Here is a 14,587-nt window from a genome sequence, read left to right as displayed (position 1 = left end):
TGATTAACCAGCGACCGCAAGCAGCGGCATTCCGGCCTGTACTGAGGTTGCAGCCACGGTACGCACACCACCGGTGCTGTCGCTGTTACTGATAATAATCGGCGTGGCGAGATCGTAGCCGGCGGCGAGGATCGCTGCGCGATCGAACTCCAGCAGCAGATCGCCCACGTTCACTCTGTCACCCACCTGAACATGCGCAGTGAAAGGCCCGCTTCCCAGCTTGACGGTGTCGATACCGACGTGGATCAACACTTCAACGCCGCTATCGCTGAGCAGCCCGATCGCATGTTTGGTAGCAAACAGCGATGCCACTTCTCCGGCAAACGGTGCCACCACGCGTCCGTCCTGCGGAATGATCGCCACGCCCTGCCCCAGTAAACCGCTGGCGAACGTGGCATCCGGCACCTGTTCCAGCGCCAGAACTGTACCGCTCATTGGCGCCAGAACCGTATTCTCCGCAGACATTGCCGCACCGTCTGGCTCTGCGGCGAGCGGAGCTTTTGGCAATCCGGCAAAAAAAGTCAGCACGCCGGATAAGAGCAGCGCTACGACGCTACCGATAATGCCGCCCCACAGCGTTGCATCGACACCACCCGGCGGGATCATCTGCGCCAGCGTAAAGATGTTGGCGAAACCAAAGGAATAGGCATGGCTACCGCTAAAGCCGACAATGCCACCGCCGATAGCTCCCGCCACACAACCAAAAATAAACGGACGGCGCAGCGGTAGCGTTAAACCGTACACGGCCGGTTCCGTGATGCCGAAAATCCCGGCGGCGATGGATGAACCCGCCAGCATCTTCTGACGCGCATCGCGGGTACGCAGAAAGATACCCATTGTTGTGCCAACCTGACCGAACACCGCAGGCAGCAGGATCGGCAGCATGGTGTCCTGCCCCAGGACAGCAATGTTGTTGATCATCAACGGTACCAGCCCCCAGTGCAGACCAAAAATCACGCAGACCTGCCACAGCGCGCCCAGCGACGCTCCGGCCAGCCAGGGTGCCAGCGTATAGATTGTCTGATAGCCATATGCCAGCATCTGGCTCAGCCAGGTTGCGACCGGACCAATAATCAGGAACGTTAACGGGACGGTGACGGCGATGCAGATCAGCGGCGCAAAGAAATTTTTTACCGCAGCATGCAGAAAGCGATTGCCCTGTTTTTCCAGCCAGCAACTGACCCAGGCGGCAAGAATAATGGGGATCACGGAACCGCTGTAATTGAGGAACGTCACCGGGATGCCGAGGAAAGATTCGCTGGCCGCACCGGCCGCCTGGCTGGCATTGAAGGCCGCGATCATCAGCGGGTGCGTCAGCGCGCCACCAATCACCATGGTGACAAAAGGACTGCCGCCGAATTTTTTCCCGGCGGTGTAGCCCAGCACCAGCGGTAAGAAGAAAAAGAGCGCGTCGCTGGCGGCAAACCAGATTTTATAGGTGCCGCTGTCGGTGGTGAGCCAGCCACAGACAATCACCAGCGCCAACAGTCCTTTGAGGATCCCGGATGCGGCAAGAATGCCGATAAACGGGGTAAAAATGCCGGAAACAATATCAATCAATCGCCCCAGAAGATTGCCTTTATCTTCTGGCGCCGCCGCTGGCGTTTCATCCGTTAATCCTGCCTCCTGGCGCACGGCATGCCACACTGCGTTCACATGGTTGCCAATCACAACCTGAAACTGGCCGCCGCTCTCCACCACCATAATCACACCGGGGTTGGTTTTTAAACCTTCGGCGTCCGCTTTCTGGATGTCTTTGAGTTTGAAGCGCAACCGGGTAGCACAGTGTACCAGGCTGCTGATGTTCTCCTTCCCACCGACGTGGCTGAGGATCGCTTTCGCCAACTCTTGATATTCCATGTTGAATTCCCTTGCATCTGTCGCCCGAAGGCGGTGACTGAGTAAAAAAAAACCTGAGCCAGCGCCTCACGGAGCCAGTCTCAGGTTTTGCCTGCGCAATGCAGTAACAATCCTTTTGCGTCTTGTTTTAACGCTTTTCTTTTCTCACCCGTTCAATATGAATGGCGAGGAACATAATTTCTTCGTTCGTTAGCTGACGCTGATAGCGGTTTACCAGATGGCGAGCGATTTTTTCCGCGCATTGCCATGCCAGTTGATAATTCTCTTTCACCGCCTGATGCAGAGAAAGATCGTCATCCGCCACCACCGTACGGTTCAGCAAGCGCTGTGAGAAAAATTTCAGATGCGTCACAAAGCGATGATAGCTCAGCGACTCTTCATCGTATTCCAGCGTTAACTGATACTTCACGATGTGCAAAATTTCCTGCATCACCTGGGTGATATGCATCACTTCCGGCATTTCGCTGTTCAGTTGCGCCGTCACCAGATGCAGGGCGATAAACCCGGCCTCATCTTCCGGCAACTCAACATTGAGGCGTTTAGCAAGTATCGCCCGCGCCTGCTGGCCCAGCGCAAACTCTTTCGGATAGAGATGCTTGATCTCCCACAACAATACGTTGCGCACCACTGCGCCCTTTTTTTGCCGCTCAAGTGCAAAATAACAGTGGTCGGTCAGCGTAATGTAGAGACTGTCCTGCAACTTGCCGAGCTGGCTGCGGGCCAGTTCGATGATGCGATCGCAGGCGGTCATCACTTCCAGCGGGATCTGGCTGAGCAGTTCGCTGAGACGGCGCACCAGCTCATCGCTTTGCAGAGCAAACACCTTCTCAATGCAGCGCTCATCCAGTTCATCGCCGGGGCGTTTCTGGAACGCCAGCCCCCGGCCCATGACAACCTGTTCGCGCTGCTGCTCATCCAGCACTACCACAACATTATTGTTTAATATTTTGGCGATTTTCATTCCGGCCCCGGAAACAAAAAAACCTGACCTCCGGCAGTTGCCGGACAATCAGGTTTCGCCTGCCTAAGCAGTAACAATCCAGGTGCCGACTCTACCAGTTTCCCGACGATGAAAAACACGCCGGGAGATTAAAATTGTGATCTTGCTCGCGCGATGCCTTAACGGAAAATCGCCTGATACGATGATTCATACTGCGGCGCGTTCCATTCACCATCAAAAATCGTCAGCGTGATGTAACCGCGATTTAACCAGCCGGTATCCGTATCCGCTTCGCTCGGCGTCAGCACTTTCTCACTCATTACCTGTTTTGCCCGCCCGTCCTCAAGTAACACATAGTTGTGTTGCGGCAGAGGAAAACGCTCATTGCCAATATACTTTTCACCTTTCACGGCACTTTTCGCCAGCGGCGGGTAGTTAATGCTCACCCCGGTGCCAGCGGGCAACAGCGGCTTGCCAGGCTGCCATTTAGCGTGGAGTTTATCGACCCGCGACACCACATCATCAACAGCGTCCGGCCAGTATTTATGCGTGCTTGGCCAGCCCGACCTCATCTCTTCAGCAGTCAGTAAATAGCCAATGCTGGCGGCAATGCCCGGGTAGCCATAGCGTACCGCGCGCGCCGCTGCGCCGACGGTGCCGGAATTGAGCTGCGCAACACCGGTATTCGGCCCGTCATTAACGCCGGAAATTACCAGATCCGGCGGGTTATCCTTCAGCACGCCGAGCAGGCCAAAATCCACGGCATCCGCCGGGGTTCCGGGGAAGCAGTAACGCTTCTCCGCCACCTTTTTAACGTCGAAGATCTTGTTCGGTTTGAAGGTGATCGCCGAACCGATGCCGCTCTGATTCGTCGCCGGCGCCACCATCCAGACGTCATACCCTTTCGCCGCCAGCTTCTGCTGCAGCGAAAGCGTACCCACAGAATCACAACCATCATCATTGACCAGCAAAATACGCATGGCGCGTTCCGCCGCCTGGACGCCGGGCGCTGCCAGCGCCGTTACCAACAACACCATCACTGTTTTTTTCATGGCTAAACTCCTTTTTAATTAAACAGACCAAATTTGTATTCCACGGAAACCGCGCCACCGATGCCTTTTGAGCGATGAAAAGTGCGTTTATCTTCGGTGAGCCACGGTTTTCCATTGTTCAGTTTCCAGCCGTAGCTGGGACCTATTCCGGCAAACAGCGAAAAACCTTCGAGGCGTTTCGGCGTCCAGGCGAAATATCCGCCGTACTCCCATTCAGTTAATGCGGTATTTTGATAATTGATGTTGTAACCGTAATTACCATACAGGCCGACGGTAAATTCCGGCGAGAAGGCATATTTGCCGTAGAGATAAAACATTTGTTCGCCATCATTGACATAATCATTTCCTTCACCGTCCGCCGGACTATTAAATGCGCCCCGGGTATTTTTCCCCAGATGCCAATAAAAACTCCCTAAACCATTATTTAGCGGCGCTTTGGTTTTTGACCAGCCGATACCCGATTCCATATGGTGATATTGATAACCCACCAGCGTAAAAAGATGCCGGGCGCTATGGCTAAAACCTCGTGCGCCTTCCCATTTATCAAGCCCGCGATTGTAATACCAGGCGCCGCGTAATAAGAGATTTTGCCGTTCGGCAACCGGTATTGAAAATTGCGCTTCTACGCCATGGCGTAAAAGGTAATTATCACTTTCACCCGACATCCAGCTTATTCGCGTATTTTTCGACGGGCTCCAGATGATTTCTCCTGTCGCAATATGATCGATTGGCTTATTACTGGCGAGGGTGTAAAAACGGCGCTTTTCCGGCTCATCGCGTTCCGAAAAACGCGTCACCCAGGCGCCGCGCGCCGAAACTGATCCCCAGCCGCTTTCCATGCTGATGCCCTGCCAGCTGCTCGGTGCCGCGCGGCTGCGCGTTACGTTCAGCGCGCCAAATTTATAAAGCTGCCGCCAGCCCGCGTACAGCCGGGCGTACGCTGCTTCATCGCCCCACTTAAGCTTTGCGTAGAGTTGCCCTATTTTATTGAAACCTTCCGCATGACCGTGATTGTCTCGCAGCAGGTCGCGCCCGGCGAATGACGCGTTCGCCGAGAGTTTCGCCACGCTGTACCAGGAGGCGTCAATGCCCAGCAGATCGCCATACCAGCCGCTTTGATAATCCAGATGCGCCGCCTGCGCCCAGGCACTCTGATCGCCCACGCCGAGCAATTCCAGCTGATCGCCGGTGTTAAACATCCAGATGTTTTTTAGCGTGAGATCGAGCTGGCTATCGGTAAGAAAAGGCGTGGCACCAACAGGCGCTGTGCAGACGGAAATAAAAACCAGAGGGAGTGATAATTTAAAAGGTGCCATAATATGCATTCCATTATTATATTACTGGCCACTGAATAGCTATCGAACCGGTGTCGATATCGGTGACAAATGAATAGATTAATTAAAAAGAGTAATTTAGTCGCTCAATTAACACGCCAGATAAAAACAAAAAAACCTAAATTCGGAATTCGCCATAACGAACCCTGTAAATTTAGGTTTTGCCTGTATAACAGTAACAATCCTGACGTTGTGCAAACAGAAATAGCACTCTGCTTTTAAATAATCCAGCGACTATTTTATGAATAAAGAAAAAACGTGATTCAGCTAACGCAGAAATCGAGTGCTGGCGTAATTATTACATTATTCTGGATTCAGCTTAACACGTGAAATTGCCGCCGCTATCTCTTCCGACGTTTTATAGGTACGAATTTCAGCGAATAAATCACTGGCTTCATTATATTCTTTGCGCAAATAACCCAGCCACTGTTTAATACGCGCCACATGATACAAACCGGTATCGCCCTGCTTTTCCAGCCGCGAATATTTCGCCAGCAGCGCCACCACATCAGGCCACGGCATGCGTGGTTCGTTGTATTTCACCACCCGGCTCAGATTTGGCACATTCAGCGCGCCGCGACCGATCATCACCGCATCGCAGCCGGTGGCTGCCATACAATCCTGGGCGCTTTGCCAGTCCCAGATCTCGCCGTTGGCAATCACCGGGATCGATAACCGCTGCCGGATCTCCCCAATGGCCTGCCAGTTAATACACTCTGCTTTATAACCGTCTTCTTTGGTGCGCCCGTGTACCGCCAGTTCCGTCGCGCCCGCCTGCTGTACCGCATCGGCAATCTCAAACTGCCGGGCGGAGCTATCCCAGCCGAGACGCACTTTAACAGTAACGGGTAAATGCGACGGCACTGCCTCGCGCATCGCTTTCGCGCCGCGATAAATCAGCTCAGGATCTTTCAGTAACGTTGCGCCGCCGCCGCTGCCATTGACCAGTTTGGATGGACAGCCGCAATTCAGATCAACGCCCCATGAACCGAGTTCCACCGCCCGCGCGGCATTTTCCGCCAGCCATTGCGGGTATTGCCCCAGCAGTTGAACACGTACCAGCGTGCCGGAAGCGGTGCGGCTTTGCCGTTGCAACTCCGGGCAGATTTTATGGAATGATTTTACCGGCAGCAGTTGATCGACCACGCGCAAAAACTCGGTAATGCACAGATCGTAATCGTTAACCTCGGTCAGCAGCTCGCGCACCAGCGAATCGAGCACACCTTCCATCGGCGCCAGTAATACACGCATAGACCACCCCGGGAAAAAATGAGGCGACATAGTAGCGCCTCCGTTGCAGCGAGGAAAGTGCCTTTATTACGCGGGAAAACTACACTGAGCGAGGTTCACACGGCAAATCTTGTAAGAATGCCTGACGTTCACAAATGGAATGTTTGGTATGCTCATAATTCATGATGTGATCAGTAGCACGTTTTAAGCTTTAATTGTATGATGAATGCGTTTCAGCAAGGGCTTTCACCATGAGTAAATCATTGAATATTATCTGGCAATATCTTCGTGCTTTCGTGCTTATCTATGCCTGTCTTTATGCAGGTATCTGGCTCTCTTCGCTACTGCCAATCACGATTCCTGGCAGCATTATTGGCATGCTGATTATGTTTGTGCTGCTGGCGCTGCAAATCCTTCCGGCGAAGTGGGTCAATCCTGGCTGCTTCCTGCTAATCCGCTATATGGCGCTGCTGTTCGTCCCGATTGGCGTGGGGGTGATGCAGTATTACGACCTGCTGCGGGCGCAGTTCGGGCCGATTATTGTTTCCTGTGCCGTCAGCACGGTAATTGTCTTTTTGGTGGTGAGCTGGAGTACGCATCTGGTACACGGCGAACGCAAAGTAGCAGGACAAAAAGGTAGCAAAGAATGATGACGTATATCTGGTGGTCGTTGCCCCTGACGCTAGTGGTCTTTTTTGCCGCGCGTAAGCTGGCCGCACGTTTCAAAATGCCGTTGCTGAATCCACTGCTGGTGGCAATGATCGTGATTATCCCCATTCTCTTAATCACCGGCATCCCCTACGATCACTATTTTCAGGGCAGCAAAGTTCTGAACGATCTGCTGCAACCGGCAGTAGTCGCGCTGGCTTTTCCGCTCTATGAACAGCTACACCAGATCCGCGCGCGCTGGAAATCGATCATCACCATCTGTTTTGTCGGCAGCGTGGTTGCAATGACCAGCGGCGCCGTTATTGCTTTATTGATGGGCGCGACACCGCAAATCGCTGCATCGGTATTACCGAAATCGGTCACCACTCCTATTGCGATGGCCGTAGGCGGCAGCATTGGCGGTATTCCGGCAATCAGCGCCGTTTGCGTGATTTTTGTCGGTGTGCTGGGCGCGGTATTCGGTCATACCCTGCTGAATGCAATGCATATTCATACCAAATCCGCCCGTGGGCTGGCGATGGGAACCGCGTCACATGCGCTGGGCACCGCGCGCTGCGCAGAGCTGGATTACCAGGAAGGAGCGTTCAGCTCGCTGGCGCTGGTTATTTGCGGGATCATTACCTCCCTGGTCGCGCCATTTTTGTTCCCAATCATTCTGGCTGTCGTCGGTTAAAATTTGCGATACTTCGCGCATTTATTGCTGGTGGTTACATAAGTTGCAATTGCAGTGTGATTTGAATCACACATAAGGGTAATTCCGCCCCGTAAACTACGATTCCAATACACTGCTATGAGGCACTGCTATGCATCCACGTTTTCACACTGCTTTTTCCGGGCTTACGGAGAACCTGCAAACCGCGCTGGCACCGCTGCTGGCTGATGCGCACTTCCCCGCGATGTTGAGCGCAGAGCAGGTGGCAACATTGCAACGTGCCAGCGGTCTGAATGAAGACGCGCTGGCGTTTGCGCTGCTGCCGCTGGCCGCAGCATGCGCCCGTACCGATCTCTCTCATTTCAATGTTGGTGCCATCGCGCGCGGTATCAGCGGTACGTGGTATTTCGGCGCGAATATGGAGTTTGCCGGCAGCACCCTGCAACAATCTGTGCACGCCGAGCAAAGCGCCATCAGCCATGCCTGGCTACGCGGTGAAAAATCCCTCTCCGCCGTGACGGTGAACTACACGCCGTGTGGTCACTGTCGTCAGTTTATGAATGAGCTCAACAGCGGGCTGGATCTGCATATTCATCTGCCGGGTCGCGCGCCGCATACGCTGGGTCATTACCTGCCGGATGCGTTTGGTCCGAAAGATCTGGAGATCAAAACGCTGCTGATGGATAACGCCGATCACGGTTTCCTGCCGGACGGCGATGAACTGGCGCAGGCGGCAATTAACGCAGCGAATCAGAGCCACGCGCCGTATACCAACTCCCCTGCCGGCGTGGCCATTTTGTGTCGTGGCGGGCAGATTTTCAGCGGTCGTTATGCCGAAAATGCTGCCTTCAACCCGTCGCTGCCGCCGTTACAAAGCGCGCTGAACCTGCTGAGCCTTAACGGTTATGATTACGCCGATATTGAACGGGCCGTGCTGGCAGAACGTGCTGATGCGCCACTCACCCAGTGGGATGCCACCGCCGCCACGCTGCGCACCATTGGCTGTCATCAGATAGAACGCCTGCAACTCGCCTGATCTCCTCACACTGCGGGCAAAACCCGCAGTGATGAAAAAGCCCGCAGTTGAGCTTCTGTTTCTTGCGCTTGCCAGACGGGTAAAGTAGCCTGAGTTAAATTTCACTCCTGTACTGAGTCTGCTGCATGCTAAAGCGTTTTTTCTACAGCCTGTTAGTCCTGATCGGCTTACTGCTGTTAACTGCGCTTGGCCTCGATCGCTGGATGAGCTGGAAAACCGCCCCCTATATTTATGACGATTTGCAGGATCTCCCCTGGCGTCAGGTTGGCGTGGTGCTTGGAACGGCAAAATATTACCGCACCGGCGTCATCAATCAGTATTACCGCTACCGGATTCAGGGCGCATTGAACGCCTACAACAGCGGCAAGGTCAACTACCTGCTGCTGAGCGGCGATAATGCGCTGCAAAGCTACAACGAACCGGTCACTATGCGTAAAGATTTGATTGCCGCAGGCGTCGATCCGGCAGACATCGTGCTCGACTATGCCGGTTTCCGCACGCTGGACTCCATTGTCCGCACGCGTAAGGTCTTCGACACTAACGATTTCATCATTATTACGCAGCGCTTCCACTGTGAGCGCGCACTGTTTATCGCGCAGCATATGGGGATTCAGGCGCAATGTTATGCCGTGCCTTCACCAAAAGATATGTGGAGCGTGCGGGTGCGCGAGTTTGGCGCCCGGCTGGGCACCATCGCCGATCTCTATCTCTTCAAACGCGAGCCGCGCTTCCTCGGCCCGCTGGTGCCGATTCCATCAATGCAGGAGGTTCCCGACGATGCGCAGGGCTATCCGGCAGTCACCGCCGGGCAGTTGATGGAATTGCAGAAGAAAGCGAAAAACTGAGCGCGTTTAATTCACTGATGTGTTGCGGGTCGTATTTTTCACCGGACGGATCAGTGTAAAACGACGCGCGAGAAAATCGCGGTGGTCAATAGTGGTCTGCGCCATGCGATCCAGCGTCCATAATCCGTTCAGCGCGTTGAATGGTAAAATCACCTCCCCTTCAGGCGTATCAACCAGATATTCACCGGTCTTCAGATAACCCACACTGCATACGATTCGCGCCGGTGGACTATTTTTTAAACGGAATTCTATTTTGCGAAACCCCGTTGGCACAATACAAAAATAGAAGAACGGTAACGCGGTAATTTTAATATCACCAGGGGTGGCAATAATATCGCCATCGCGCAATAACTCTACGCCTTTTAAATAGAAACTGGTCTGGTGATTTTTTTCGTACGGTAAACTATCAACTTTAAAATACACAAAATTCATAAGCGCCCCTGAGCTGCGTATACAACTTTCACAGATTCATTCCTTTAAGCGTAAATAGCCATGCAGATGAAGGCATTCAGAATTGACTTAATTATTATACGGAGGGGAATAAGCGGTTGTGTAATTTGGGAAATAATGGTCTGCCATCCCGATGATATGTTTAGTAAGACACCGCAGATGGCAGTTGAATAACACTATCAGGCCACTTTGTCCTCGCACTGATGTAAACAACGTTCCAGGTCGTAAATCAGGCTTCTGACCTGCTCGGGGGATAAATCAAAGAACTGCGAATCAAACACCGATGCGCCCGGCCCGGCTGGCGATGTGCTGTAGCCAAACTTCATCACCACGCCGTGCGCGTTATCTACTGCCCCAACCTGCCAGCCAGTGACGGGGAATGCGGGAAATACACCTGCGCTGTTCATCTCAATCTCCTTATAAACGCTGTGTCTTAATTCAGCGTAGCATTGAAATGAAAAATTTAACAAGTCAGTTGTCATGAAGTTTTTTTGTGGTCATCAGGCGCTATTTTCAGTAAGAAAAATCTATAACACGGTGAAAAAAGGCAAAAAAAAGCCCGCTACGGGAAGCGGGCTTGATAAGCATATCTGAATTATTTCTTACGTGCGTATTTTAATGAGTCCAGCGCTACGGCGAAAATGATGATTCCGCCCTTGATAATATACTGCCAGTACGGGTTGATACCGATATAGGTCAGGCCGTAGTTGATAACGGTGAAGATAATAACACCCGTTACCACACCGATAACCGTACCCACGCCGCCGCTGAAGGAGACGCCGCCCACCACGCACGCGGCGATCGCATCCAGCTCATACATGAAGCCGAGGTTGTTGGTCGCGGAACCGATACGACCGGCTTCCAGCATCCCACCGAACGCGTAGAACACACCGGAAAGGGCATAAATCATCAGCAGGTTCAGCGCAACGTTAACGCCCGAGACTTTCGCCGCTTCCGGGTTACCGCCGATGGCGAAAATATTTTTGCCAAAGCGGGTTTTATTCCACAGAACCCAGACGAAGGCGACGGCAATCAACGCATAGAAGGTGATGTACGACAGACGGAAGCTGCCCAGCGCGACAAAGCCCTGCGTAAAGGTCGAGAAGCCGCTATCGAAGCCAGAAATGGGCGACGCGCCAACGAAGTCGTAGTACAGGGAGTTGATACCGTAAACGATGATCATCGTACCGAGCGTGGTAATAAACGGCGTCACGTTAAGGTACGCAATCACGATACCGTTCACCAGACCAATCACCGCGCCGATTGCGCAGACAATCAGAATCACCACCGGAATCGGCATGGTCGCCATATCCGGGAAGACTTTGTTGACGTTTTCCATCGACTGCAACAAGGTTGCCGCCACCACCGCGGCAAGCCCGACCTGGCGCCCTGCGGAAAGGTCAGTACCCTGAGTAACGATTAAGCCCGCCACACCCAGCGCAATAATAATACGCACTGAAGATTGGGTCAGAATATTACTTAAGTTCAGCAGACTTAAGAAAGTGGGATCCTGAAAAATGATAATGGCCAGTAACACTAAAAGAACAACGTAAATACCGCCGTCTTTCAGATAAGTGAGAAAAGTTTTCTTATTTAACGCACTCATGAGGAGCCCCTGATCTTAAAGGTGCAAAGACGCAAGACGGAGAATTTCGTTTTGCGTTGTCGTTTTAGTATCAACAATCCCGGAGACGAGGCCATTGCTCATTACCAGAATACGGTCAGTGATGCCTAACAACTCAGGCATTTCAGAGGAAATAATAATAATCCCCTTATTTTTCTTGGCCAGTTCGGCAATCAGTTGGTAGATTTCAAATTTCGCACCAACATCAATACCGCGGGTCGGCTCATCGAGCATTAAAATTTCCGGCTGAGTTAATAACCAGCGGCCAATAATAACCTTCTGCTGGTTACCACCGGATAACGAACCAATTTGTGTGCGGTGTCCTGGCGTTTTCACACGCATCGAGTCGATAACCCACTGAGTATCACTCTTCATGCGGCTGTTATCCAGTAAGCCAACTTTGTTTTTATAGTTTTGAATATTAGAAATCAATGAGTTAAAACCGATATCAAGGTAAGCATAAATACCGGTAGAACGTCGCTCTTCGGTCACCAGCGCGAAGCCATTATTAATCGCTTCATTGGCATTGTGATTATTAATCGGTTTGCCATGCAGCTTAATGGTCCCGGATGATTTCTCGCGAATGCCGAATAGGGTTTCAACAATGTCGGTACGTTTCGCCCCTACCAGCCCGGCAATGCCGAGAATTTCCCCTTTGCGCAAATCAAAGCTGATATCGCGAATGGAGGGCTGGCGCAACGAGGTCAGATTACGCACTTCAAGAATGGTTTCCCCTGGTGTGTTCTGTTTATCCGGGAAGCGCTGGTTCAAAGAACGTCCGACCATCATGGCGATGATCTTATCCATATCCAGCCCTTCCAGCGGCTGAGTGGCAATCCACTGACCATCGCGCAGGACGGTTATTTCATCACACAACTGAAATATCTCTTCCATTTTATGGGAGATATAAACAATACCGCAGCCGCGTTCTTTCAGCTTGCGGATAATTTTAAAAAGATGATTGACCTCTTTTTCAGTCAGAGACGAAGTTGGTTCATCCATAATAACGATTTTGGCGTTATAGGAGAATGCTTTCGCAATTTCAATCATCTGCATTTGTGAAACAGACAATGTTCCCACACGCGCCCGTGGATCAATATCAATATCCAGCTCATCAAAAATGGCTTTGGTATCGCGGTACATTTTTTCCTGATCGACAAACATACCTTTGGTCGGGTAACGACCCAGCCACATATTGTCCATCACGGAACGTTGCAGCACCAGGTTAAGTTCCTGGTGAACCATCGAAATACCATTTTCCAGCGCTTCTTTCGCGGAATGGAAATCGATCTCTTGTCCCTGAAAAAGAATGCTACCGGAATCTTTTTGATAGATCCCAAAAAGACATTTTAATAATGTTGATTTACCTGCGCCGTTTTCACCCATTAATGCATGAATGGAATGTGGACGGACTTTTAAATTGACATTATCGAGTGCCTTTACGCCCGGAAAAGACTTGTTGATATTGCTCATTTCCAACAAGAATTCACCTGACGACTGAGTATTATTGCTGACCATAATTATACCTTGTTGGCCTGGCATATCGTATTATTAATGGGCGTATTAATTAATACGCCCAGTGAGAACATGCTTACTTAAATATTATTTACCGGCAATTTCAGCCAGGTTGTCTTTATCTACACCAACGTAAGGGATACGAACAATTTTATTGTCGATTTTCCAGTTGGTGCCATCAGCGGCGCCTTTACCTTCAGCGAGGTTTTTCGCCAGATCAAAGCTTGCTTTCGCCTGGTTGTTGGCATCGTTCAGCACCGTACCGGCCATCGCACCGGATTTCACCAGCGCCAGCGCTTCTGGCAGCGCATCGACGCCGAAGACCGGGATGGAGGACTTGTTGTGTGCTTTCAGTGCTTCAACTGCGCCCATTGCCATCGCATCGTTGTTAGCGATAACCACTTCAATTTTGTTTGCATTCGGGCCGGAGAGCCAGGCGTCCATTTTATCTTTCGCCTGAGCGGTATCCCACATTGCAGTATCCAGCGCCAGCTGCTGCGTTTTGATACCTTTGTCGTTCAGCTCTTTGATAACGTACGTGGTACGCGCTTCCGCATCCGGATGGCCCGGTTCACCTTTCAGCAGTACGTACTGGATTTGACCGTCTTTGTTCAGGTCCCATGCCGGGTTAGCGGCCCAATGTTTCGCAATCAGGTCGCCCTGAATCACGCCGGATTCTTTAGAGTCAGTCCCCACATAGTAGGCTTTGTCGTAGCTATCCAGCGCTTTACGGGAAGGCTCTTTGTTGAAGAAAACAACCGGAACGTTCTGGCCGCGCGCTTTTTCAATTACCGTGCCCGCTGCCGCCGGGTCAACCAGGTTGATGGCCAGCGCTTTCACGCCCTTCGCCAGCAGAACGTCGATCTGATCATTCTGTTTTGACTGGTCGTTCTGGGAGTCGTTCATCAGCAACTGAACATCCGGCGCTGCTTTGGCATCTTTCTCAATTGCTTTACGCACAACAGACATGAAGTTGTCGTCATACTTATAAATGGTCACACCAATTCGGGTATCGGCTGCGTGTGCGGCTGCGCCAAAAAGCATGCTTGCCATAACAGCAGAAAGGGTCAACACCTTCTTATTCATGGTATCTCCGGTTTTTTTATATGCAGGGTAGTTCTTATGAATAATGCTCGGCAGGCCGGAATGTTACTAAAACGTTACGGTCGACCGAAGTTCACTCTAAAAAATTCCACTCGTCCGTGTTCGGTAACGCTCCAGAAGTTCGATTTCTTCGATGTATCAAAGCAATTACCCGTAGTTAAAGTGAATAATCACCGTTACATCGTGTTTCAGCTTCTAAGACGCTGACATCATAGTCAGCGCGTTGTTAAGATACTGTGAATTTACTCACAGATTGAAAACGGTTACATCACCCGA

Annotated in this window: 14 protein-coding genes; 4 read left to right on the top strand and 10 right to left on the bottom strand. The window is 51.7% G+C overall.

Going from position 1 to position 14,587, the window contains the following annotated elements; all coding sequences use genetic code 11:
• Positions 1-3: 3 nt before the first annotated feature.
• The 5 genes from bglF to dusC all read right to left on the bottom strand — a co-directional run bounded on the left by bglF (position 4) and on the right by dusC (position 6,437).
• Positions 4-1,860 carry a PTS beta-glucoside transporter subunit IIABC gene (gene bglF / locus DK872_RS08495; RefSeq protein WP_161518228.1) on the bottom strand — a complete coding sequence of 619 codons (1,857 nt, stop codon included), beginning with the start codon at positions 1,858-1,860 and terminating at the stop codon, positions 4-6.
• A 127-nt stretch (positions 1,861-1,987) separates the two neighbouring features.
• Positions 1,988-2,821, bottom strand: coding sequence for a transcriptional antiterminator BglG (gene bglG / locus DK872_RS08490; RefSeq protein WP_007371186.1), 834 nt, complete (start codon positions 2,819-2,821; stop codon positions 1,988-1,990).
• A gap of 158 nt (positions 2,822-2,979) precedes the next feature.
• The gene (gene surE / locus DK872_RS08485) at positions 2,980-3,852 is read right to left on the bottom strand and encodes a 5'/3'-nucleotidase SurE (RefSeq protein ID WP_035888858.1); all 873 of its coding nucleotides are present in this window, start codon (positions 3,850-3,852) and stop codon (positions 2,980-2,982) included.
• Between the two features lie 14 nt (positions 3,853-3,866).
• Entirely contained in the window at positions 3,867-5,168 is a 1,302-nt protein-coding gene (locus tag DK872_RS08480) for an OprD family outer membrane porin (protein WP_161518227.1), read from the bottom strand.
• A gap of 321 nt (positions 5,169-5,489) precedes the next feature.
• Entirely contained in the window at positions 5,490-6,437 is a 948-nt protein-coding gene (gene dusC, locus DK872_RS08475) for a tRNA dihydrouridine(16) synthase DusC (RefSeq protein ID WP_071921081.1), read from the bottom strand.
• Between the two features lie 230 nt (positions 6,438-6,667).
• On the opposite strand from dusC, the gene DK872_RS08470 reads away from it, so the two are divergent.
• The 4 genes from DK872_RS08470 to sanA all read left to right on the top strand — a co-directional run bounded on the left by DK872_RS08470 (position 6,668) and on the right by sanA (position 9,618).
• Positions 6,668-7,066, top strand: coding sequence for a CidA/LrgA family protein (locus DK872_RS08470; protein ID WP_007371182.1), 399 nt, complete (start codon positions 6,668-6,670; stop codon positions 7,064-7,066).
• Positions 7,063-7,758, top strand: a complete 696-nt coding sequence (locus DK872_RS08465) for a CidB/LrgB family autolysis modulator (protein ID WP_007371181.1) — start codon at positions 7,063-7,065, stop codon at positions 7,756-7,758. Before DK872_RS08470 ends, DK872_RS08465 begins: the two co-directional genes overlap by 4 nt.
• 130 nt (positions 7,759-7,888) lie before the next feature.
• Positions 7,889-8,773, top strand: coding sequence for a cytidine deaminase (gene cdd / locus DK872_RS08460; RefSeq protein WP_090396464.1), 885 nt, complete (start codon positions 7,889-7,891; stop codon positions 8,771-8,773).
• A gap of 125 nt (positions 8,774-8,898) precedes the next feature.
• A complete protein-coding gene (sanA, locus tag DK872_RS08455) occupies positions 8,899-9,618 on the top strand; it encodes an outer membrane permeability protein SanA (protein WP_007371179.1) in 720 nt (239 codons plus the stop codon).
• Between the two features lie 6 nt (positions 9,619-9,624).
• On the opposite strand, the gene DK872_RS08450 is transcribed toward sanA, so the two are convergent.
• The 5 genes from DK872_RS08450 to mglB all read right to left on the bottom strand — a co-directional run bounded on the left by DK872_RS08450 (position 9,625) and on the right by mglB (position 14,293).
• Positions 9,625-10,050, bottom strand: a complete 426-nt coding sequence (locus tag DK872_RS08450; RefSeq protein ID WP_007371178.1) for a hypothetical protein — start codon at positions 10,048-10,050, stop codon at positions 9,625-9,627.
• Between the two features lie 197 nt (positions 10,051-10,247).
• Complete coding sequence (locus DK872_RS08445; RefSeq protein ID WP_007371177.1) at positions 10,248-10,475, bottom strand: hypothetical protein; 228 nt, start codon at positions 10,473-10,475, stop codon at positions 10,248-10,250.
• 188 nt (positions 10,476-10,663) lie between these two features.
• Positions 10,664-11,674 (bottom strand): galactose/methyl galactoside ABC transporter permease MglC, encoded by a 1,011-nt coding sequence (mglC, locus tag DK872_RS08440; protein ID WP_007371175.1) that lies wholly within the window; start codon positions 11,672-11,674, stop codon positions 10,664-10,666.
• Positions 11,675-11,689: 15 nt separating this feature from the next.
• Positions 11,690-13,210, bottom strand: a complete 1,521-nt coding sequence (gene mglA / locus DK872_RS08435) for a galactose/methyl galactoside ABC transporter ATP-binding protein MglA (protein WP_007371174.1) — start codon at positions 13,208-13,210, stop codon at positions 11,690-11,692.
• An 84-nt stretch (positions 13,211-13,294) separates the two neighbouring features.
• Positions 13,295-14,293 carry a galactose/glucose ABC transporter substrate-binding protein MglB gene (mglB, locus tag DK872_RS08430; protein ID WP_007371173.1) on the bottom strand — a complete coding sequence of 333 codons (999 nt, stop codon included), beginning with the start codon at positions 14,291-14,293 and terminating at the stop codon, positions 13,295-13,297.
• Positions 14,294-14,587 lie beyond the last annotated feature (294 nt).

Source organism: Kosakonia sp. MH5 (assembly GCF_009935945.1).
In the GTDB taxonomy this organism is placed as follows: Bacteria; Pseudomonadota; Gammaproteobacteria; order Enterobacterales; family Enterobacteriaceae; genus Kosakonia; species Kosakonia radicincitans.
This window is presented reverse-complemented; position numbering and strand designations above follow the sequence as displayed.